Raw genomic sequence first — 22800 nt, 5'->3', positions numbered from 1 at the left:
TCAATGGACGGACCACCTAGTTAATACAAAGGCCTGTCCTAATTATATACCTACTTGATTTTCTATTTATTATAGAATCCGCGATACCATTGAATAAACTCAGCCACACCTTCTTTGACGGTTACCTTAGGTGTATAACTGGTTGCTGCAAACAAATCTTGCGTGTCGGCATAGGTTTGATAAACGTCACCAGGCTGCATTTCTCTAAAGTTCTTCTTCGCTTCAACACCTAACTCATCCTCAATGGCCTTAACAAAATCCATCAAGTTGATTGGAGAGCCGTGACCAATGTTGTATACCGCATAAGGCGCTGAGCTGGTTGCTGGAGAGCCAGCTTCTACAGTCCATTCGTTGTCACGTGTTGGTATTACATCTGCGATACGTACCACACCTTCAACAATATCGTTTACGTGGGTAAAATCACGCCACATGTCACCATTATTATTGATATCGATAGTATCACCATCTAGAATCTTTTTAGTGAAGATAAACGGAGCCATATCAGGACGTCCCCAGGAGCCATACACGGTAAAGAATCGCAGGCCTGTAGTCGGAATGTCATATAAATGAGAATAACTATGTGCCATCAATTCGTTCGACTTTTTAGTCGCTGCATACAATGAAACAGGGTGATCAACCGAATGGGATGTTGCAAATGGTGTTTTAGCATTCAGTCCGTAAACAGAGCTTGAAGAGGCATAAACTAAATGCTTCACTTTATTACGACGGCACCCTTCTAAGATGTTCAAATGACCCACTAAGTTTGAATCGGCATAAGCATGTGGGTTTTCAATTGAGTAGCGAACCCCCGCTTGCGCCGCTAAATGAATCACGTTATCAAACTGCTCAACCTCAAACAAGGTGGCTACGCCATCACGATCAGCAATATCTAACTTAACCAGTTTAAAATTAGTATGCCGAATGCGTTTCAAACGAGCTTCTTTCAAAGCTACGTCGTAGTAATCATTAAGGTTATCCACACCAACAACCGTGTGTCCTTTTGACGTTAACTGCTCTACCACCGCACTGCCGATAAAACCTGCGGCACCAGTAACCAAATACTTCATTACTATTCCTTAGTCTGAACCGAATAAATCGCGCGTGTACACTTTATCTTTTACATCCGCAAGATCTTGTGCCATACGGTTTGAAACAATCAAATCGCAACTGGATTTAAACTGTTCGAAATCCGTTAGCACTAATGAACGGAAGAATTCTTTTTCCTTCAACTCCGGCTCAAACACCACTACTTCAATGCCTTTGGCTTTAAGGCGCTTCATAATGCCTTGAATACTCGAAGCACGAAAGTTATCAGATCCAGATTTCATCACTAAGCGATAAATACCAACGCGTGTTGGATTTCGTTTTATAATTGAGTCCGCAATAAAATCTTTACGTGTTGTGTTAGAATCAACAATAGCACCGATAATGTTGTTAGGGACATCAGAGTAGTTCGCTCGCAGCTGTTTGGTATCTTTTGGCAAACAATATCCACCGTAACCAAATGAAGGATTATTGTAGTGCGATCCTATCCGCGGATCCAAGCAGACGCCTCCAATAATCTGTCGTGTATTTAAGCCATGTGACTCGGCATAAGTGTCTAACTCATTAAAGTAAGCAACACGAAGTGCCAAGTATGTATTTGAAAATAGTTTTACAGCTTCAGCTTCGGTAGAATCCGTAAAAAGAATCTCTACGTCTTTTTTTAGCGCCCCCTCTAATAACAGGTTAGCAAACACTTGTGCGCGCTCAGATTGTTCACCTACAACCACACGCGATGGGTGCAAATTGTCATATAATGCTTTGCCTTCACGCAAGAATTCAGGGGAAAACAACAAGTTTTCACAAGCGAGTTTTTCTTTAATGCGCGCAGTATAGCCTACTGGTACAGTCGACTTTATTACCATTACAGCATTAGGATTAATGGCCATTACATCTTTAATAACGGATTCAACTGATGAGGTATTAAAGTAGTTAGTATCGACATCGTAATCGGTAGGGGTCGCAATAACCACGAATTGCGCATCAGTATATGCTAACTCTTTATCAATTGTTGCGGTGAAGTTCAATGGCCTATTAGCCAAAAAGTCTTCAATTTCTGCATCCACAATTGGAGACTGCTTGTTGTTCAGCATCTCTACTTTTTTTTCAATGATATCGACTGCGACAACTTCGTGATGTTGTGCCAACAACATCGCATTTGATAAACCGACGTAGCCAGTACCTGCAATTGCAATTTTCATAAATAGCCAAATGTATTTGTAAGTTAAATCAAAACAGGGGAGGATTATATTCTATTTAACAGCGTCGCCAGAACCGCTGCCTGTAGCGGTCATAATGATGTACTTAAAATAGTGTCTAAGTGTTAGTGTATCAATCATCTTTTTATCAGTTTCTGCTAGTAAATCTGGCGTAGACATATCAATATTGTGAATCTGAGCCAACCCGGTTATACCAGGTAAAACATCATAAACATCTAGCCTCGAACGAGCATCAATCAGCTCAAGTTGATTTGACAAGTTTGGCCTTGGCCCTACTAAACTCATATTTCCGACAAGGACATTATATAGCTGTGGAAGCTCGTCTAATTTTGTCTTTCTCAAAAATGCACCAAACCTGGTGATTTCTGAAGGGCTAGTAAGATGGCTCGCAACTGACTTTGTTCCTATTTTCATTGTTCTAAATTTGTATAAGACAAAATTCTTTTTGTTTTTTCCCACCCTAGCCTGCACAAAAATCGGACTACCCGTATCAAAAAAACCAAACGTAAATATTAAAACAAAAATAGGAAATAAAATAACAATCCCGATGAAAGAAAACAAAAAATCAAAAAATCTAGTCACAATAAACCTCTAAGATGCATAAAAGTCTTTAAGTTTGGAAAGTATTAAAGATTGCTTATATGTAGTCACAATATAACTTCTAGCGGCCCCTCCATGTTTTTTTCTTAGTTTAGAATCTTGATATTTGAGTGCTTTATTTTTCAATTCAATTAAAGAACCACATTCGACTCGATAGCCTGTAACCCCATCACAAACTGCATCAGATACACCGGGTATATCATAAACGACTGAAGGTACACTCATAGAAGCAGCCTCCGCTATAGCAAGCCCAAACCCTTCTCGAATACTAGGAAATATCAAACAATCAATTAAACTAAAAACATGAGCAGTATTGTCTACTTCACCAATATAACAAACATTGTCAGAATACTCGTTCAAAAACTCTTGAAAAGCAAGCAATTCGTTAGGAGATAACTCCATAGCGCCAGCAATCAACAATCTAAAATGAGAACCTGTATCAGTAATCTCCTTCCACACTGAAATAAGATCGAATATGCCTTTGTCTATACAGATACGTCCAACAAAACCATACACCATCAGGTCATCTAATTCAGTCAAAAAGCTAGATAAGCCTAACTCCTTAATAGTGTCCTTTTTATTATAATTCTCAGGATTAAATTTACCAATGGAGTCGATACCATTTATGGTCCCAGCACCAAAAACTGTTATAGCTTCGCTAGAGCCCACAAACGCCTGCTCCTTAGCGACTCTGGCAAGACTAGGACTAACAGAAATAACTTGTCTTGCAAGGCGTGATGTTAGTTTTTCCATTAAGTAAACTAGTCCAAATTTAAACTGACCGTTCTTTAGTGAAACTAAACCATGTATGGTATAAATCAAACGTGGTATATTACATATTCGACCAGCTATATTACCTAATAGCGATGCTTTGGGGGTGTGGACGTGGACTATATGAGGCTTCTCCCTCCTAAAAACTCTCACCAATAATATTAGAGATTTAATATCATAAAACAATGATATTTCTCTTTTGAAAGGGATAATAAAAAACTTTATATCTGGATATTTATCCCTATAAAAATGAAGGTATTCGTTTGATGAAGTATAAATTGCAACATCAAAACCATGCTCGACCAAGTACTCTATTTGACCATCGAAAAACCGTAAGCATTGTGGAACGGTAACAACAATTGCTAATCTAGTCATTAATAACCTTTCTAGGAATTACAGTTGATTTTATTTCTTTTATAGCGTTTTCAACTTCATATATATCTTCAACATCTAAAACCCCTGAATTACGGCGAGTTAAGAGATAGTCTAATTTACCGAATAAAGAAAGAAGATAAACCAATAATATTTTTAAAATAAATATCGCTTGCTCTTTCAACTTAAATGAAAACAAATCACTATATTTATCCAGAATAAGCAGGCCTGTTTTATAAGCCGAAACTAACTTATCTCTTGTGATATTTTCTTCTTCTAAATAAAAATAATGTATTTTAGGCGAGAATATCACGTTAAGATCTGACTTTGAATAGGCACGCACCCATAGTTCATAATCTTGTGCTCTAGCGATATTTTCATCATACCTATTACGCAACATCCATTCTTTTCTAACTAATATCGAAGCATGGACAATATTATGTTGATTTTTTAATAATCGCTCCGAGTTAATTGGCGGAGGATTGACAGCTCTGCGAACACCTTGAATACTTGAGTGCGCATCGATTGAAGCTACGCCACTACTAACGAGATCACAATTGGGATTACTGCTGAGTAGTGCGAACTGCTCCTCCAGTCTGCGCGGGTGCATGAGGTCATCAGCGTCCATCCTAGCAATTAAATCAAATTTCGCCAAATCAACAATTTGATTGAGTCGAAATGCAAGTTTCTTATTCTCACCGTCGCTGAAAACTCTAACTCGGTGATCGTCAATCGACCTCGCAATTTCCAACGAAGAGTCGGAAGAGCCGTCATCAATTAATATCAACTCCCAATCTTTAAAGGTCTGAGCTAAAACTGACTGAATAGCTTCAAGCAAATAGCTTTCAGCATTATAAAAAGGAATACCTATTGTGATAGACATGAATACCTCAAATTAAAAAACGCTAATGTAGGGGCTAAGGTTTGCGATTCTCTGAGTTGACAAATAATAAAAAAGAAACATGATTACAATTGAAACTAAAAAAAACAAGGTTTTATTAATTGAAGAAGTAAGATTCTCAAACACAATACTAGTTAATAAAATAGATACGGGAAAAAAATATTGATTAAATCTTAAAATTCCTGATGGATCTAAACTCATTATCGTAGAGGTTATTGATATCACGACACCAAAAAAATACACTAGCATAAAGAAAAGATACTCATTGTGTCTTTTAAAGATATAATTTTTGTATAACAAAAAACAAAACCCAAACAACGTATAAAATATTACAAAAAGTTCACCGCCAGTATTTTCGCTTTTTAAGTAATATGAATACCTTTTATCTATTGCCGACATATACTCTATTGAAAAAGGAAGAATAGCAGCACCTAAAGATAACATAATAAAAAATACTTTTTTATTTTTATCAAAGAAAGATATATCAAACAAAAAGTACAAGGGAACAAGAATTATCGCTGTTTTATGAAACAATGATGCTATAAAAATAACCGCCAGAAACTTATATAACTTCTTGTGATACATAAAATAGTAAGATAAGAAAACAAATGATGCCGCGATGCCTTGTCTAAGTCCATTAAAGAAAAATGTATAAAACCCTAGGCATATAAAAACCAAATTTGCATAAAATATACTTTTAACTCGAAACTTACTGAATGCATATTGATAGTTGAATATTACCAAAGCGGAAAAAACAATAAGAAATAAATTAAAATTATCGGATACCAATTTAATAAAATAAGATATTGTATAAAACATGTACTCAAAATTGGCATTACTCATAAACTCTGAAAACGTATCTTTATTTGAAAATATCAGATAATAGTTACCTGTATCTGTCCCAACAGATATGTCTCGTAATCCTGAGAAGAACACTAAAGTTAAAAATATGATAAAACTAAAGATTTTATTTATCGAATATCTATTTCCAATGCTATCTATCAATAAAGAGAAAAATAACACGACAAAAAGAATAATAACATATGGCAACATATTAATCTTCTTCTGACTGGAGAATTGTTCTTATTACCTCGTAGTGAGAATTACATCTTATTATATTATTAGAAACCATTTTCTGTCTTTTAGTGTACAATGTGTCAATGATACCATTTTTCAATACCCTATTAAGCCGGTTAGTATTAACACTAAGACCTAAATACATTGGTAAGTAATGAGCGCTACTTGTTGAACAAAAATCAAGCCACTTTTCAGTTACAAAATCTTTATTCTGTATTTCATGAGATCGCTCCATAAATTTATCTAATATAACTGTTCTGTCAGTTTCTAATCTTATTCCAGAGCTTGTCCAATTGAATGCTATATAGGATAATTCAATCCCCTCATTACTAACTTCAATAGATATAGCAAGTCCTTCGTTCCACATACTATGGTTTTTCCTATAACCATAAATGCTATTACCTTGACCATAAACAATTTTGCCATCTAAATAGTCTTCTTCCGCACCAACACAATGGCTATGCTGGCATGATACTAGATCAGCTCCAGATTCAATGAACTTTCGACACTTTTTCATCAGTTCAGGACTAGGATAACGATAATATTCAACTCCACCATGGTAAAGGACGATTAAATAGTCTGTTTTCTCTTTAACTTCCCGAATAAAGTCGAAGCTTGTATATGGGTCAAAAATATTAGCACCGGCATCATTCCTTGTAGCTGCATTGAATTCGTGCTCAGCAAAAGAAACAAATCCGATCTTTTTCCCTTGGACATTTTGTACATGATAATTCGCTGCGTCCTCAATATTTTTTCCCGCTCCAAAAGATGGAATACCAAGTAGGTTACAAGAATCTAGAGTTTCAACAACTCCCTCACTTCCATAATCTCCAATATGGTTATTAGCCAATGATAATATATCGAACCCACATTTTTTTAGGCAATGTAAGCTCTCGATCGTACCGGAAAGAGTCGGGCCACATTTCTCTATCGCTTTAGACTTAGATACAATAGGATATTCCAAATTACCAACGACAATATCACTGCTTACAATTACACTCTTTAACTCTCCGAGTAAATTATCAGAGTCACCGTTATTGAAGTAACTCACTGTGTCTTCTGTGGGACAAATGTCCCCAAGTAACAAAATTTTTTTTTTTGTCATTTCTTTACCCCCAAATTGTTATAAATATCAACATAATAGCATTCGACTTTCGAAATGTTATCTTTTATATCATACCCCTTACTCTTAAACTTTTCTTTGATAACAAGTTTATCGAGCAGCTTTTTCTTTCTTGCATGGGTTATGATACTCTCAGCCCATTCTTTTTTACTTGATAACTGTAGAAAATGTACTGTTCCTAAGCCTACATCAACACTGTTAGGAAAACCTTGTGATAAGATACAAACGTTGCTTGCTGCTTGCGCTTCGATTGCTACCATTCCAAAACCTTCATTTTCAGAAGGGGCCACAAAAACATCCATATCTAACATAATTTTAGGAACATCGTCCACCTCACCGATGTACAGAACGTTCTCATAAAAATCATTTTCTTTGGCATAATTAATACAGCGATCAAAGAGGCCTCTATCATCAATCCTACCGGCAAATATGAACTTAAAATTAAATCCTTTTTTATACAAGATATTAAGAATTTCAAACAAGTAGTCAAGATTCTTATTTTCAACAATTCTACCCACATTACCTATAACTATTGAACTGTCATCATTGATGTGTTTTTCTTTGTTTAAATACAAGTCTAAATCAATTGCATTATTTATTACCTTACAATTAATAGAACGACTATTATATCTATAGAAAACACTTTCGTTTGCTTCATTAGAACAGCCCCAATACTGATCAGAAAACGTGTTAATAAGAATATTTTGTAATTTAAGCTCTATACTTTGAGCTATTCTATATGGAGAAGACCAGCCAAAATTTAAATTTGCATGTATATGAGATATAACAGCTTTTACACCACAAATTTTACTAACTAATGAAATATACCCACACTTCGCATTTAGATGAATATGTACAATATCTGGCTTACCATTGACTCGTAAGTAATTCTTGAAATTCTTATAGTAAGTGATATACCCACTACTATTTTGAGAAGGGATATAATCAACTTTACCACCTAAAGTTCTAATTTCTTTCTCAAATAAACTTTCTTCTTGACTACAAGTTGAACTCAAGTTGACTAAGAAATCAAATTTTATATCATCACTTTTATGCCTCATCATCTCCATAAGCATAACTTCGGCTCCGCCTTTGTTCATTTTCCCAGTGACATGCAAAACACGAATTTGTTTTTTCATTAGGATTTCTCAACTATTATGTGTAATTTTCGTTAAAGTTAGAGCAGATTTTATATCCAATCAATCTAAGGTTCAATATTGAATATCTGGAGCTATCATGAGTTGTGGCTTGCGATAACAGAAAAAATCATTCGATTGTTGCCTTGAAGTACTTATTATTTTAAACTAGGGTTACCCTCGGTTCATTATTTCCTAAATGGACTATTTGATTGATATTTTGCTGTGATGAAGAGAATAATTTACTTCAATATAAATGAAAAACACAAAATTTTTAATAAGCCTCTGCGTTGCTACCTAGCATTGTTTCAGGTTGTATAGAACTTGTGATTTAATACATCACTAGCTCTTTTCTTCGATGAATAACGAACAATGTGTTAGTAATTATGAACAATACCCACATCTTCCGAAAGTAAACAATCTCGGCCTGCCGACAACACTTAATCAGATACTATTTCTCTTTGTTTCAACAAGTTTAAATCGGCCATTACATAATGGTATTTTGGGTTTATAGTATCGAATTAGCAACATCGATGCAGAGCGCAGATTCATGGCTGTGGAAAATTAGTTAAATTACAGTCTAATGACTAACCTCTAAAAGAAAGTAAAACAGCGTTATCACGGTTGAACACTCCACTATCATTCTAAATATAACGTGTTGGTTCGAGTCATAGATTGTTTAGTTTAATTCTCACGAACAGCAACACGCTCCTTGCTCCACAGAAAATCAATCATCTTTAATGACAACAAGGGTAACTATAAACGTCAAAAACTAAATTCCATTAATACAGTAGGAAGCTATCATTAAATGTCTATTTAGATAAAGTTAATAGTTCACCCCAAATCTCGTCTATGCCTTTCTCCGTAAAATCTGGCATTCCACTAGCGGGATAAAATGTCAACTCACCAAACACTATGCTACCTTTAACTTCATAAAAATCTACTCTTACATAATCAAATTTTTTAGATAGTTCGCGGCTAACAACTAACATTTCTTGGATATTCTCAGGAGGTGGAATGAATATGTCCATATCGGGATCAATCGTCTTTCCATAGCTTTGAACATTCCAACTAGTATCGTAAAAATTCTGTACAGGCTTTGAAGAAAACCGCCCTGCATTTACTTGTATAAATTTTGGCTCCCCATTAAAACAGTGAAACTTATAGTCTCTCAACTCGCCATATTCATCTTCTAAGTATTTTTCAACTAATATTCTCGGCTTACAGTTTTTGTATGGCCACTCTCTTCCATTAAAGTAAATATTTTGTTTAAGCCAAGATTTAAACACTAATTTTAATAAAGACCAGTTAGCTTTGTTTTTATCATGGCAAATAAAGTTCCACCCACTGCCGTGAGCTCCTTTTAATACAAACTTATCAGGTAGTTTAGTGAAATCAATTTTATTTACATCATCAAAATAACAATAAATCTCGTTTAGATAATGACTATAGCCTAATTCTTGTAATACGTTTCTAACTTCAACTTTGTCAACACATCTAGTCAAATAGCGATCTCTATTATTTATCTTGAGATACTGTAACTTTTCACTAAAAAGAGTAGGATTATCCAAGTTCAAGGAATTTCCAGAAAATCTCTTATACTGTTTCTCTATTGATTTCCGCTCTGAGTTTATGAGGTAGTCAAGTTTAAAGCGGAACCGACAATATTCATTCCAGATATATAGTAAAAATAGATTGTTGTTTTTAATATCAACCAGATATTTTTTAATCATTAAGAAAACACCTTACGATAAACATTTCTTGTTTTTAACCAAAAATAATAAAGAATCCTACCTTTAATATCCCCTTCAAGCTGAAGATAAAACAATCGAGCTCTTTTCCTTAACTCTTTGCCGCTATTTAAATAACACCTCTCCTCTGCTCCTATACGATTTTTTATTAATTCTTTGGCCTTGGGTTTTAACGCGTTATCTACAACGTCATAAACACCCTCCATTGACTCTAATCTTTGCTTTAGATATTGATCTTTATATTCATAAAAAACATTGGAATTTATCAAGTATTCCTTGACAATATCCATAACTAAGAAATAATCTGTTCGCTTCCAACCTTTGCCATGTGTAACAGCATTATCCTGTTGCCTATAATAACTGAGAATTTCAGGCAAAATAGATACGTTATCCAGTTTTGTCATAACCAACCAATGAACTGGAACATCTTGATAGGTTAACCCAAGAGGGAAAGAAACATTTAATGAAATTAACTTTTCTCTATTAAACATCTTAATCCAAGTGAATGCAGGAATCTTTAGTCTTTCCTTTTTTAATTCTTGAGAGATTGTGCCTAAAGATGACTTCTTATACTTTATCGTTGACTCGATATCACTTTCTTCAGAAAATGTAGCATAGTCCCATATCACACAATCAGAATTTTCACTTTTAGCCTTAGTTACCGCTTTCTCTAATAGTTGTTCGTGAAATATATCATCAGCATCCAAGAATAATATGAACTTTCCTTTTGACCTTTTCAGAGATTCATTTCTACAGTAAGACAACCCTCTATTTTGGGTATTATTAACAACGATAATTCTCTTATCTACTAGAGCATAGTTTTCAATAATATCCAGCGTTCTATCTGTTGACGCATCATTATATATAATAAACTCAAATTTTTTAAAAGTTTGATTTTGAACTGATTCAATTGCTTTTGATATAAATTCTTCGCAGTTATATGCAGCCATGGTGACAGAAATTTCCACATTAGACATTAATTTACACCTCATTAATTATTCTATACTTTGATCCCACAACAATGGAGCCTTTGGGTATTATACCTTTTGCAATAACAGTACCTGCTCCTATAATACAATCGTCACCAATGACAACATCACCTATTATTGTACAATTAGCACCAATAAACACATTATTTCCTATCTTTGGTGCTTTATCGTTGACTGGTTGGTTGGAGCCTATGGTAGTATTTTGAAGAATTGTACAATAGTCACCTATCTGACAACTTCTAGATATATGAATACCATTAAAAGAATGGCTAAGCTTCAACCCCACGCCTACTTTTGTAGTATATGGAAAGTATGAATTATATAAAAAAGACACTATTAGATTATATCCACCGCCGATACAATACACTAATAATCCTTTCAGCTTTCTAACAAAATATGTATTTTTTTCTCTAGACAGATTCATATTGTAGCAAAAATGTCTAAGATTAATTAGTTTATTATTCATTTATCACTTTTCTCAAAAAAAACAGTGAGAGAAAGAAAACAATAGATTGTCTCAAGACAATATATATGCTTAAGCCAATCACGCCGAAGTTATAAATAGTAAAGGGACTTAATATTAAGCTACAAACCATCACAAAAAATGATATCTTAGAAAGCACTCTTTCTTTCCCTGTTGTTACATATACTTGAGTAATTAATTGACTAAAAGAAGAAAATAGTAACCCTAGAAGCAACACATCTAGAATTTCATTAACATTACTTTCAGGTTCACCTACAAAAATCTCTATAGCATAGCTTCCGATAAAGTACACCATCACCGTTGACAAAATAGAATACGCTATAATAGCAATAGCTATCTTTTTTAAAAAACAAAAGTATCCTACCTTATCACTGGTATATAGCTTGCTCATGTGAGGATATATTGCTTGCCCTACCACTATAACCACCATACCAGGAATTGAGACCAAAGTTTGAGCTATGGAAAATGTTCCAACTATAGTGTTAGTCGTAAAATATCCTAAGAGGAGGACATTGATAGGGCCATATAAACTAGAATATAGTTGCTGAAGAAATATATACCACCCATCAAACAAGCTATCCTTTAACTTAGTAAAAGAGAAAGGGCAAATAAACAAGTTATACTTTCGAAAGGCAAAAACAACGGATAAAAGAGAAAAGATTATTGATATAGATGAGTTTATTAAAGGGACTAATACCGTATCATCTTCACTATTCAAAAATAAGAATATACACAACGTGTAGAATAATTTAGACATTCCATTAAATATGGATATATACTTCATCTCTTGAATACCTTGGAAAAACCATACAGGAAGAAGAAGTTGTGATATAGTCATTCCATAGGCTAATAAAAATATGTTTCTAATTTCACGTTCAATATCGAACATTATCAAAATTGAAAAATAAATTATAAAGCAAATAAAATTAATAAATACTTTAGCGTAAATTACTCTTGAAAATATATCCGATAGTTTACTTATTTCCCCCCTACCACATTGAGATATTTGCTTTGTTGCTGTTAATTTAAACCCATAATCTGTGATAATATTAACGTAAACAATAGCAGACATGGCTAACATTATTTGGCCATAATTATCCACCCCTAAAACTCTTATCAAATAAGGTGTCGTTACTAAAGGTAATACATATGTCAGAATTTGTAACAAAAGCAAGTGAATGCTATTAGAAACAATTTTACTTCTCATAAATCTTACATATCACTTAATATTGTTTTTATACCATTTAGCCGTGTACTCTATGCCTTTTTCAATTTTAACATTTGGTGTATAACCTACTTTCACCTCAGCTTTTTTAATACAGGCTTGTGAGTGTCTCACGTCTCCATGTCTAAAATCATTATAATAAACTCGTTTACTATAATGAATTCCTATTTCTTCCAGCTTTGATGTAATCAATTGATATAATTCATTTAGTGAAGTTCTATCACTTAGAGCGACATTATATACTTCATTTTTTACATCCATTGTAGCTACTGCTGACAATATATTCATTTGTACTACGTTATCAATATAACAGAAATCGCGGCTTGTTTCCCCATCCCCATTTATTTGGATATCTTTATTATTTATTACCGCATCAATCCACTTAGGTATAACTGCAGCATAAGAGCCATTAGGATCTTGACGAGGGCCAAATACATTAAAATAACGTAAACCAATACTTTTAAAGCCATAAGTGCGTGCATATACATTGGCGTAGAGTTCATTTACATACTTAGTGACTGCATAAGGGGATAGAGGGTTGCCAATATTTGCTTCCTCTTTTGGTAGTGCAGGATGATCACCGTACGTTGAACTACTCGCAGCATAAGTAAAACTATTGACCTTTTCTACTTTTGCTGCTTCAAGCATATTTAAAAAGCCAGTTATATTTGATGAATTTGTAGTGAGTGGATCCGCAATAGAACGAGGAACAGACCCTAAAGCAGCTTGATGTAAAACGTAATCAACTCCCTGAACAGCCTGTTGGCATTCTTTAAAATTGCGAATGTCACCTTCAATAAAGCAGAAGCGAGACCACTGTTTTTTTGATACTAGGCATCTTACTTCATCCAAGTTATGCTGATGACCAGTAGCGAAATTATCTAAACCTACAACAGTTTGGTTAAGTTGTAGTAGTTTTTCCAGTAGGTTAGAGCCGATGAAACCTGCTACACCTGTTATCAACCAAACTTTGGGGGACTCTAGTAGCTCTTGTTGGATCTGTTCATATGTAGTCATGATATTTCCGTGCTATGATTAAACATTAGTAATTGAAATGGGAAACTCTGTGCTATTTGATTCTAAACCACGCTTCTAAGTTTCATTTTAGAATGACGGTCTATTGCATAAGTATGGAGCATATATAACCTTCAAACTTTGTTATCGAACCTGTGCGCTGTTATATTAGACTTCCAAACTCAGTGTCGCGTGAGATTAAAGACGCATATCCACGCTTTCTTTATCTAAAACGTATTTTAAGTCATACAGTACGTGTTTAGGCTTACCAAGAGCACGGATTTTCTCTACGCCCATTGCTTTAAATTCATTATGAGAAACGGCCATGATAATTCCATCATAATAATTTAATTTTTCACGATCACAAAGACTCAAACCATACTCATGCTGTGCTTCTGAATTTGAACACCAAGGGTCAATGATATCCACATTGATGTTGTACTCTTTTAGTTCAGCGACGATATCAACGACTTTTGTGTTACGCAGGTCTGGGCAATTCTCTTTGAAGGTAAGCCCCATAACTAGTACATTTGCTCCTTCAACATGAATACGTCGTTTGAGCATTTTCTTTACCAGCTCAGACACGACATACTTTCCCATGCCATCGTTTAAACGACGACCCGCTAGGATCATTTCTGGATGATAACCCACTGTTTGCGCTTTATGTGTTAAATAGTACGGGTCTACTCCAATACAGTGGCCTCCAACTAGACCAGGACGGAATGGTAAGAAGTTCCATTTAGTCCCAGCAGCTTCTAAGACCTCTAGTGTGTCGATATTTAGCTTATTGAATATAATGGAAAGTTCATTAATCAATGCAATATTTACATCGCGTTGAGTGTTCTCTATTACCTTGGCTGCTTCTGCTACTTTAATGCTTGATGCTTTATGTGTACCTGCAGTAATAATAGTTTTGTATAACTGGTCTACAAACTCGGCAATATCATCATTCGAACCACTGGTCACTTTAAGGATATTGGTTACACGATGTTCTTTATCACCTGGATTGATTCGCTCTGGCGAGTAACCAGCAAAGAAGTCTTTGTTATAGGTTAGTCCAGATACTGACTCAACAACAGGTATACAAGTTTCTTCGGTCGCACCGGGGTAAACGGTAGATTCGTATATAATAATGTCGTCTTTGCTTACAATCGTACCTAAAGCTTCAGAAGCTTTAATAAGCGGCGTTAAATCCGGTTGCTTGTGTTCGTCAATTGGCGTTGGAACCGTAACAATGTAAACATTGGCGTCTTTGAGTTCATTTAGGTCTGCCGTATATACAAGAAACTCTGCTTCTTTAAGCTCTTCACCAGAACATTCAAGCGTGGAATCTAAGCCATTTTTAAGCTCTTCAACTCGAGATTGATTAATATCAAAGCCTAACGTAGGCATTTTTTTACCGAACTCCACTGCGAGTGGTAAGCCAACATAACCTAGGCCGATTATGGCAACTTTAGTATTTTCAAAGATGGACGTCATATGTATTCCCGATAAATTTTAATTCTAAATTTTGCGAGTATTTACTCACAAAAATGTCTCAGCGGCATTAACACACTGAGACATTTCTTATTCATTTTGAGACAGTCGATTTTCAGCCATCTCTTATATAGTCTAAATTTTCTTAAACGCCCTCAATAGGCTTTATTACTTCTTATCGCTTGAATAGTCATAGTTATAGTAACCATACCCATACGAGCTTGATGCTTTCTTTTCAATAGCGTTGAAGATTACACCTTTCACTTCAATACCAGATTGCTCAAAGCGGTTGCGTGCTACATCAATCTCTTTCACGGTGTTTTGACCAAAACGAGCAACCATTAAAGTGGTTCCGGCAAAAGCACCGACAATACTTGGATCAGTTACCGCTAGCACTGGTGGCGTATCGACGATCACTAAGTCATACTCCTTTGATGCCCACTCCATAAGTTCCGCAAAACGTGGATGCATTAGAAGCTCAGATGGATTTGGCGGTACTTGGCCACGGGTAATGATTTCAAGGTTTTCAACTGGGGTTGCTTTAACTGATTGAGTAAAATCTTGTTTCCCGATCAACAAATCAGATAAGCCATTATCCCACTTCACACCAAAGCTTTGCTGCAAATAGCCCTTTCGCATATCGGCATCAATTAACAGGACTTTCTGGCCTGTTTTGGCTGCTACTGCTGCGAAGTTAGTTGAGATAAATGACTTACCAATACCGGGTGCTGGACCAGAGATCATCAAAATGTTGTTTTTTGCTTCAAGCATCGCAAAGTGCAAACTTGTGCGAAGACCACGTAGTGCTTCAACAGAAAGGTCGGCAGGGTTTGACTCGGCAAGCAGTGCCTTTGTACCAGAGGCTATTTTTTTCTTAGATTTAAATCGATTGGCTAGCTCTAACTGCAAGTCTGACTTAGGTACTGCTGCGTAAACGGGTAAACCAAGCTCTTCAATTTGGTCAGGGCTTTCAACACCTCGGTGAAAAGCCGCTTTCACTGATATAAAGGCCACGCTCAACATACCGCCTAAAAGTGTAGCTAATACAACAATCAGTGGCTTCTTTGGTTTAACTGCGCGCGCATAAGCTTGAGCATCATCTAGAATACGTACATTGCCCACAGTGCCCGCTTTGATAATACTTAACTCCTGTACTTTGTTTAAAAGTTGAATGTAGATCTGTTGGTTTACTTCAACGTCACGTGTCATACGCAGTACTTCACGTTGTGTTTTAGGTAGCTTTTGCACCTGCTGGTTTAAACGATCTTTCTCTTTCAAGAGGGTTTCACGCTTATCAAGCAGTGATTTATAAGCAGGGTGATCTTTGGTAAAGCGCTGGCTAATCTCACTCTCTCTGAACGTCAGTTCATTAAGTTGCGCTTCCAGTTCTACCATCACTTTTAGTGTTGATTGGGCTTCTAAGCCCAAGTCAATCGATTCGTTTTCTTGACGGTAGTTATTCAGCGCATCTTCAAACGTGGTTAACTGAGATTTGATACCAGGAAGGTGCCCTTCTAGGAAAGCTAAACTCTTCTCTGCTTCAGCAGAGTTACGTTTTACATTTTGTAAGAAGTAGATTTGGCTAATATGATTTAAGATGTCAGAAATTTGCTGCTTATTTTCACCCTCAAAGCTTAGCTTCAAGATACCCGTTTGTTTACCTTGTTCTGACAACGAAAGAGAAGATTTTAACCATTCAATAGCTTCTAAACGGCTGCGATTAGCTATGGAAAACTCAAAACCATTATGAGATTCATAACCAGCGACAAATAGACTGTAGTCATCTGCAGTGGCTAGTTCGCCAATTTTACCCTCTAAAATGACACGTTCGTCTCCTCGAATAAGTTGGTAAGTGCCCTGCTCTACATCTACAATACGAATCGTGTGCACGTTTCCACTAGCATAACCAGGAACCACAAAGCGACTAACGGAAATATTATTAACATCATTAGTTAAACGAGCGACACCTTTGCCAACAACAGGCGCGTAAATAGGAGAGACAACTGTAGTTAAATTAAACTTATCGACCGTTTCACCCAAGATCATTCTCGATTTGATGATCTCGATTTCAGTGGTGGCAGAAGATTCTTGAGCGAATAGCTCCCCCATATCGCCCACCATTGATGAGATTCCACCAGAGCTTTTCTCTTCAATCTGAATTAGCGCATCCGCTTTATAAATAGGCGTGGATAACAGTGCAAATACAACACCGCCGATCGTAAAGATAAACGTAGTAAAGATAATCCACCACTTGGCATCAAGTAAAATACCAAACAGCTTCCCTAAATCTATCTCACCTGCGTTATCAGTCTGTAATTGCCTAGATGGTTGTGTTGTCATCGAATTACTATTTCCTAAAACTCGTACTATTTTGTTAGTTGGCTTATTTAGAATAAACCAACTTGAATCGTTTATATTATCGTTTCTGCTGGCTCAAAGCTCATTCTACTGAGCAATCAGATTTTTTGAACCAATTACAGCTTTTTCGCCCACGCTTGCGCGGCTTCATCGATCAACTGGTAAGCATGCTCAAAGGCTTCTCGGCTTTGGCGATATGGATCTGGAATATCTTGTTGCCCAATCCACTGGCCAAACAACATCGTTTTTCCACGTGCTTCTGGAGAGATCTGAGTCAACGCTTCCATATGACCTTTTTCCATCACCAATATCAAATCATACTGCGCACAAAGCTGCGGAGTGACTTGTTGTGATTGGTGGCCTTCTACATCCACACCATTTTCTGCTGCAATCAGGATTGCAGTTTCGTCTGCAGGTTTGCCAATCAAACGGCTTTTTTCCGCTGCAATACCCGCAGATGCCACCTGTTTGTTCGGCAATAGTTTTTGTAAAACACGTTCGCCCGTTGGCGAACGACAAATATTACCAACACAAACGACAAGAACTCTATTAAACATAAATTACTATCAACCATATAAACCGGGCCACACAAAATGTGACCCGACATTTATTGTATTATTTACGGCCAGTTACGAATTCGAAGCACACCTTCAGTCAACTCATTGAAGCCGGTAATAGTCGGAACAAGTTGTCCAATAACACGGTTCCAACGGCTGATCGGCGCCGCCGTGACATAAACAATGTCATACGGCTTCAAATCAAACTCAGTGCCAATAACCAACGCAGAGGCATCTTCCATATTAAGTTGGTAAATATCGGCCATACGTTCCGATTTGTCATCAGAGGTTCGAATCACAAAAACACCGGTCGCATCTGCAGAAAGCTGATTAATACCACCCACACTGCTTAATGCTTCAGTTAGACTCATACCAACACGATCAATCTTTAGTAACTGAGGTTCGTTTACTTCGCCCATCACAAACACTTTTTGATTATCATTACGCGGTACATGAACAATATCACCGGCTTGCAATAAGCGGTTTTGTGTTAAATCACCGCGTTGCATCAGTCCATACAAAGAGATGTTTTCTTCAACACCATTACGGGTTAAAGAAACGTTACGCCAATCCGCACCTTCAGACAGGCCACCAGAGCGGTTTACTGCATCAAGCAGTGTTAAGGGGATATTAGTAATCGCTTGCTGGCCAGGATTTGATACTTCGCCAGTAATATAGGTTTTCTTCGAACGGAAAGCCGCGACATTGACATCCACCTGGGGACTTTCAATATATTTAGCTAAACGCTCCGCGATATCAGCACGAATTTCACGCACAGTTTTACCCGCGACTTCCACCGTACCAATGTAAGGGTAGAAGATAGTGCCATCGGCATGAACCCAGTTACCCGCTTCAGAGGCACTGCGATAGGAGCCCGCTGGAATTGTTAGTTCCGGGTGGTCCCATATCGTGACATTCAAAATATCGCCTACGCCCACTTTGTACTCATATTTCGCAATATCGATATCTAACTCAGGATTGGCTTGAGATACAGACTGAGTTTGGTTCTTGTAGCTAGAAACCGTTTGCGCAGTTAAAGGATAAAGGTTAACAACATCTGAAATATCTGCAGATTGTTGCTCCTGAGAAGGAAGGATCACATTCTTATCATCGGTAGTAAGGTGCGTGCCTGGGGTGGTACAGCCAACCAATAAGGCAGGCAATAACGCAAGAAAGAGACGATTTTTCTTAATCTTCATGTTAACCAAATCATAGTTGAGAAAATGTAATCACGTCCAAGTGATACAAGATAAATGACCTTACCATTGGCAATGGCTTAAACGGAGGGGGGAAGGAGTGATAGTTTGATATCGGTTCCACTTTAAATTGCTTTCGGGCACGCTACCGCCCGTTGATATACCGCGACATCACACTGCGTAGTTGTCTGTGCACCACAAGCGGCCCTTGAACGGTAAAGAAAAGCCAATGGTGATTTTATAAAGCATGTATCAAAAACATGCTCAAATTTAATCCGTATGTATTATCCACAGTTTGTTTGTATTATCAACCTTGTTGAATGGTTTTAGGGGCAGATGAGAGATGCAAAAAGAACTGCTCTTCGCATCCCGAATCTCGTTTACTCTTATCTGCTCTTAAGTTACTCGTATTTACTAAATCATTTAACCTTACTTGGTCTTTGGAACCACGGCGACCTTGCGTCAGTTTGTTCAAACAAGTTGTACTGCTTGTTCAATACTTGCCCGCCGTCACGAGTTAGCGGCTGCCATGTGAATTGAGTTCGGTTTGAGCTTGGCTTTACGGTTAATAAGTCAAATGGGATTGATACATAGAAACCTTTGGTATAGCTGCCTTCCCCGAAGTCCTCTTCACTTAAGTCAGTTAAGCTCACAAACGCACCGGCAATCACACCACTCTTGAACTGTTTTGAAAAGTCGATGCGGGTACCTACATCACCAGCTAGGAACTTACCAAAACCTACTTTAAACAGCGTATCGTTTAAGAATTCCCACTGCGGCATGTAGTAACCAGTTACAAAGCCTGTGGTGCCTTTATCAATAACTCGATATGAACGGCTAGGGTCTGTCGGGTGTGCTTGCCACTCTTCATCAAAGGTTTCAAACCAGCTATCTGGATCACGTTGGCTAATTGCTGTCACGTCGGCACCAATAGCCCAGTTACTATTATAAGGGCGGTAAAGTACTTCACCACCGACACCAGCAAACATACTTTCTAGGTAACCCACATAGGCTTGGCTGTATATGCCACTACCATAGTCTTCAAACCAAGTGAGTTGTAATCTGTCTAGGCGAACAGGTTCTTCTACGTATTCACGGAACAGAGTTCTCACCCTTGCGGTTTGGTCAGTGCCGTCTTCTGGAACTGTGTAATTGAATTTATCGTAGTTGTCGATTAGATTGATATACAGAGAACCTGATAGCTCAATGTTATTGGTCGCCCAGAATGAAGCATTAGTATACAAACCTAGTGCATAAAGATAGAAATCTTCAGCAGAGCCAAAAGATTGGGCTAGGTTTGGAGAGACCGACACATCAAAACGTTCACGAGCATCGTGATATTCTACTGCCGAACCAGATGCAACTTCTCGGTTCTGAGTCGAATCTTTGATATCAGAATCTAAATAAGAATAGCTAGCAGATTTTTTAAACTGATTAGCATTGATATCCGTTTGTGAAATCTCACCAGCATTACTGGTTTCAACAATTTGATAAGTATCGATGTAATCAGGGACGTGATTAGCAATCACCGTTGCTCCACGTTCAAGTGCTACTTCACGATCGCGGTATTTAACCTGTTCGCCTTTTACCACCAGCGTATTGTCATCTACCAAAACCCGCACTTGCTCATAGCCGGCAATAGTATCTAACTCTTCTGTTAGTTTAGCTAAATCAACCTCACCGATACTGCTCGCATCAGTAGGGCGAAGCTCTGCAGCTTCCGTGTCTCGCCAAATTGAGGCTATTTCATTGAAGTTAGTAGTTAGGTCAAAGCCCATGGTAAGAGTGTCACCACGTTCATAGCTCACTTTTGCAGTCGCCCAATCGTTAAAGCGATAAAGAGCCCCCACGTTCCAAGGCGTATGTTGCGTCATATCTACACCACTATTCACGGGAAAATCCTGAGAATAGTCGTTACTGTCATATTCCAATTTTAACGTTAAAGGTTTGTATGGCGTTTGATACTCGATACCACCATAAATTGCCGCATCACCTTTAAACCAACGTTCAAAATCAATACTACCGCCATTACCTTTAAAATCGGAAGGGCGTTCACAAAACCTATCGCTAGCCTTACAGAATGGATTTGTGAAATTCCCACTGGTGCCCATGTAGCCCCAGCCCATACCTAAGGTTACATCTAGAGGGCCAAATCGCTTGCTGGCTGCAACAAACTCGCCATCAAATAGACCTGTACCACCAAAATCGCGAACACCGACAGATAACTCTGGCAGATAGTAACCTTCCTCAATCAAGCGAACTTTAAAGTCGATGCCCTTGTCTGTGTACTTAGTACAACCACTAAAGGTATTTTCCGAACAATCCGCGCTGCCGTTACCACTGTAAAGTAAGTCTTGAACTTGGGTGTAACGAATCGTAGTTTCTAACCAGGGCATCACCTGCAAGCTGACATTGTAAAAGTAATATTCGTTGTTGAATGATGCGCTTAAGTTAAATTCACCTTCCGGTGCCATACGTGCGGTTGGCATCTGCATTAAACCTACGCCACCAAAATTGGTCTGCGAATGCTTTAGTGTAGGAGCATTAAAACTTGAAACTTCCACTTCTGAAGTCGCCTGCTCTTGCGCGGTGGCAGAAAAGTCTTGCGCCGCAGCAGAAAAGCTACTGACAGCTAGTAAGGCACCAGTGATCGAACTTGCAACAAGCGTTAATGGGAATGATTGATTGGCCGACATTACAAATTAACCTTATGACGTAGAAGTTCGATAATATTTTGATTCAAATTTAAAAACTCAGAAGGTAGCGAATCAAACGCAATAAACAGAGTCGCACCAGGTGCAAAGTAAGCTTGTTTACTATTCCAGTAGGCGTAGCTTATTTCATCAATATGGCCATCTGGTTGAATAACAAAGGCTGTGCTTTTATCCGCAATCTCAAGCAACTCACCTTTTGGCAGCATAGAGAGGTAGTTATCTAATTGGCCATGTTCAATCAATTTAAGTTTGTGTGCTTGTTTTACGGCCCCAACCAAAGTTAGATCTGTTGCCCTTTGGGTGAGATACAAGTCAAAGCGCTGCGCTTGGTTTGATTTATCCCCTTCAAGTACAGTGTCTTTTGAAAGTAAGAGCGGATTTTTCTCTGGTTGGGAGATCACTGCGTTTCTATCTAAATCGACAAAGTAACGCGCTTGGTATTCAAAGGACTCCAATTGCGTAATCACAGATTTTACTTGCGGTTCTTGAAGTGCTAATTGATTCAACTGTTCAATCACTTGTGCTTTTAACGTATCAACTTGCTGTTGTGCATTGCGATCAAACAACTGTGCTGACAGTGGAAAGTAACCTAACGCGCCATTGGCATTTGCGTCATCTAACACCTGCTCAAGGCGAACGGGTTGTGAGTAATTGAAGGTGATGCCCTGAACTGGCAACTCAACACTAAGTTGTAGTTCTTGCGGTAAAGAAAGAGCGTGTGTGACGCCTGATAGGAATAACGAAGAGCAAAGCGAAGCCAATGCAGCACGTTTACCGAATTTCATTAATGATTTC

Annotated in this window: 18 protein-coding genes; all 18 read right to left on the bottom strand. The window is 37.4% G+C overall.

Annotated elements, in window-relative coordinates; all coding sequences use genetic code 11:
* Positions 1-62: 62 nt before the first annotated feature.
* The gene (locus L1D60_RS17820; protein WP_239842290.1) at positions 63-1067 is read right to left on the bottom strand and encodes an NAD-dependent epimerase; all 1005 of its coding nucleotides are present in this window, start codon (positions 1065-1067) and stop codon (positions 63-65) included.
* A gap of 9 nt (positions 1068-1076) precedes the next feature.
* The gene (locus L1D60_RS17815) at positions 1077-2243 is read right to left on the bottom strand and encodes a nucleotide sugar dehydrogenase (protein ID WP_239842289.1); all 1167 of its coding nucleotides are present in this window, start codon (positions 2241-2243) and stop codon (positions 1077-1079) included.
* Between the two features lie 51 nt (positions 2244-2294).
* The gene (locus L1D60_RS17810; protein WP_239842288.1) at positions 2295-2843 is read right to left on the bottom strand and encodes a sugar transferase; all 549 of its coding nucleotides are present in this window, start codon (positions 2841-2843) and stop codon (positions 2295-2297) included.
* Between the two features lie 9 nt (positions 2844-2852).
* Complete coding sequence (locus tag L1D60_RS17805; RefSeq protein ID WP_239842287.1) at positions 2853-4007, bottom strand: glycosyltransferase family 4 protein; 1155 nt, start codon at positions 4005-4007, stop codon at positions 2853-2855.
* Entirely contained in the window at positions 4000-4887 is an 888-nt protein-coding gene (locus L1D60_RS17800) for a glycosyltransferase (RefSeq protein WP_239842286.1), read from the bottom strand. The genes L1D60_RS17805 and L1D60_RS17800 overlap by 8 nt, the downstream gene beginning before the upstream one ends.
* 1072 nt (positions 4888-5959) lie before the next feature.
* The gene (locus L1D60_RS17795) at positions 5960-7087 is read right to left on the bottom strand and encodes a CapA family protein (protein ID WP_239842285.1); all 1128 of its coding nucleotides are present in this window, start codon (positions 7085-7087) and stop codon (positions 5960-5962) included.
* On the bottom strand, positions 7084-8244 hold the full coding sequence (locus L1D60_RS17790) for a glycosyltransferase (protein WP_239842284.1): 1161 nt from the start codon (positions 8242-8244) through the stop codon (positions 7084-7086). The genes L1D60_RS17795 and L1D60_RS17790 overlap by 4 nt, the downstream gene beginning before the upstream one ends.
* A gap of 809 nt (positions 8245-9053) precedes the next feature.
* Positions 9054-9974 carry an ATP-grasp fold amidoligase family protein gene (locus tag L1D60_RS17785; protein WP_239842283.1) on the bottom strand — a complete coding sequence of 307 codons (921 nt, stop codon included), beginning with the start codon at positions 9972-9974 and terminating at the stop codon, positions 9054-9056.
* The gene (locus L1D60_RS17780; RefSeq protein ID WP_239842282.1) at positions 9974-10969 is read right to left on the bottom strand and encodes a glycosyltransferase family 2 protein; all 996 of its coding nucleotides are present in this window, start codon (positions 10967-10969) and stop codon (positions 9974-9976) included. The genes L1D60_RS17785 and L1D60_RS17780 overlap by 1 nt, the downstream gene beginning before the upstream one ends.
* Before the next feature lie 4 nt (positions 10970-10973).
* The gene (locus tag L1D60_RS17775; protein ID WP_239842281.1) at positions 10974-11447 is read right to left on the bottom strand and encodes a DapH/DapD/GlmU-related protein; all 474 of its coding nucleotides are present in this window, start codon (positions 11445-11447) and stop codon (positions 10974-10976) included.
* The gene (locus L1D60_RS17770) at positions 11440-12672 is read right to left on the bottom strand and encodes an oligosaccharide flippase family protein (RefSeq protein WP_239842280.1); all 1233 of its coding nucleotides are present in this window, start codon (positions 12670-12672) and stop codon (positions 11440-11442) included. Before L1D60_RS17770 ends, L1D60_RS17775 begins: the two co-directional genes overlap by 8 nt.
* Before the next feature lie 12 nt (positions 12673-12684).
* Positions 12685-13707: an NAD-dependent epimerase/dehydratase family protein gene (locus tag L1D60_RS17765; protein WP_239842279.1), complete on the bottom strand. Its 1023-nt coding sequence runs from the start codon at positions 13705-13707 to the stop codon at positions 12685-12687.
* A 195-nt stretch (positions 13708-13902) separates the two neighbouring features.
* The gene (gene tviB, locus L1D60_RS17760; protein ID WP_239842278.1) at positions 13903-15183 is read right to left on the bottom strand and encodes a Vi polysaccharide biosynthesis UDP-N-acetylglucosamine C-6 dehydrogenase TviB; all 1281 of its coding nucleotides are present in this window, start codon (positions 15181-15183) and stop codon (positions 13903-13905) included.
* 165 nt (positions 15184-15348) lie between these two features.
* Positions 15349-17520: a polysaccharide biosynthesis tyrosine autokinase gene (locus L1D60_RS17755; protein WP_239842277.1), complete on the bottom strand. Its 2172-nt coding sequence runs from the start codon at positions 17518-17520 to the stop codon at positions 15349-15351.
* Positions 17521-17654: 134 nt separating this feature from the next.
* Positions 17655-18095 carry a low molecular weight protein-tyrosine-phosphatase gene (locus tag L1D60_RS17750; protein WP_239842276.1) on the bottom strand — a complete coding sequence of 147 codons (441 nt, stop codon included), beginning with the start codon at positions 18093-18095 and terminating at the stop codon, positions 17655-17657.
* Between the two features lie 62 nt (positions 18096-18157).
* Positions 18158-19294 (bottom strand): polysaccharide export protein, encoded by a 1137-nt coding sequence (locus L1D60_RS17745; RefSeq protein ID WP_239842275.1) that lies wholly within the window; start codon positions 19292-19294, stop codon positions 18158-18160.
* Positions 19295-19710: 416 nt separating this feature from the next.
* Positions 19711-21987 carry a YjbH domain-containing protein gene (locus L1D60_RS17740; protein WP_239842274.1) on the bottom strand — a complete coding sequence of 759 codons (2277 nt, stop codon included), beginning with the start codon at positions 21985-21987 and terminating at the stop codon, positions 19711-19713.
* On the bottom strand, positions 21987-22790 hold the full coding sequence (locus L1D60_RS17735; RefSeq protein ID WP_239842273.1) for a capsule biosynthesis GfcC family protein: 804 nt from the start codon (positions 22788-22790) through the stop codon (positions 21987-21989). Before L1D60_RS17735 ends, L1D60_RS17740 begins: the two co-directional genes overlap by 1 nt.
* Between the last annotated feature and the right edge of the window lie 10 nt (positions 22791-22800).

This window comes from Vibrio sp. Isolate30, assembly GCF_022397975.1.
Taxonomy (GTDB): Bacteria; Pseudomonadota; Gammaproteobacteria; order Enterobacterales; family Vibrionaceae; genus Vibrio; species Vibrio fortis.
Note: the sequence above shows the minus strand (reverse complement) of the source record. Positions and strands in the feature narration are given on the sequence as shown.

Bases quoted from the DNA above. Each gene is read 5' to 3' on its own strand.
- L1D60_RS17820 (WP_239842290.1), bottom strand. From the start codon at position 1,067: ATGAAGTATTTGGTTACTGGTGCCGCAGGTTTTATCGGCAGTGCGGTG.
- L1D60_RS17815 (WP_239842289.1), bottom strand. From the start codon at position 2,243: ATGAAAATTGCAATTGCAGGTACTGGCTACGTCGGTTTATCAAATGCG.
- L1D60_RS17805 (WP_239842287.1), bottom strand. From the start codon at position 4,007: ATGACTAGATTAGCAATTGTTGTTACCGTTCCACAATGCTTACGGTTT.
- L1D60_RS17800 (WP_239842286.1), bottom strand. From the start codon at position 4,887: ATGTCTATCACAATAGGTATTCCTTTTTATAATGCTGAAAGCTATTTG.
- L1D60_RS17795 (WP_239842285.1), bottom strand. From the start codon at position 7,087: ATGACAAAAAAAAAAATTTTGTTACTTGGGGACATTTGTCCCACAGAA.
- L1D60_RS17790 (WP_239842284.1), bottom strand. From the start codon at position 8,244: ATGAAAAAACAAATTCGTGTTTTGCATGTCACTGGGAAAATGAACAAA.
- L1D60_RS17785 (WP_239842283.1), bottom strand. From the start codon at position 9,974: ATGATTAAAAAATATCTGGTTGATATTAAAAACAACAATCTATTTTTA.
- L1D60_RS17780 (WP_239842282.1), bottom strand. From the start codon at position 10,969: ATGTCTAATGTGGAAATTTCTGTCACCATGGCTGCATATAACTGCGAA.
- L1D60_RS17775 (WP_239842281.1), bottom strand. From the start codon at position 11,447: ATGAATAATAAACTAATTAATCTTAGACATTTTTGCTACAATATGAAT.
- L1D60_RS17770 (WP_239842280.1), bottom strand. From the start codon at position 12,672: ATGAGAAGTAAAATTGTTTCTAATAGCATTCACTTGCTTTTGTTACAA.
- L1D60_RS17765 (WP_239842279.1), bottom strand. From the start codon at position 13,707: ATGACTACATATGAACAGATCCAACAAGAGCTACTAGAGTCCCCCAAA.
- tviB (WP_239842278.1), bottom strand. From the start codon at position 15,183: ATGACGTCCATCTTTGAAAATACTAAAGTTGCCATAATCGGCCTAGGT.
- L1D60_RS17755 (WP_239842277.1), bottom strand. From the start codon at position 17,520: ATGACAACACAACCATCTAGGCAATTACAGACTGATAACGCAGGTGAG.
- L1D60_RS17750 (WP_239842276.1), bottom strand. From the start codon at position 18,095: ATGTTTAATAGAGTTCTTGTCGTTTGTGTTGGTAATATTTGTCGTTCG.
- L1D60_RS17745 (WP_239842275.1), bottom strand. From the start codon at position 19,294: ATGAAGATTAAGAAAAATCGTCTCTTTCTTGCGTTATTGCCTGCCTTA.
- L1D60_RS17740 (WP_239842274.1), bottom strand. From the start codon at position 21,987: ATGTCGGCCAATCAATCATTCCCATTAACGCTTGTTGCAAGTTCGATC.
- L1D60_RS17735 (WP_239842273.1), bottom strand. From the start codon at position 22,790: ATGAAATTCGGTAAACGTGCTGCATTGGCTTCGCTTTGCTCTTCGTTA.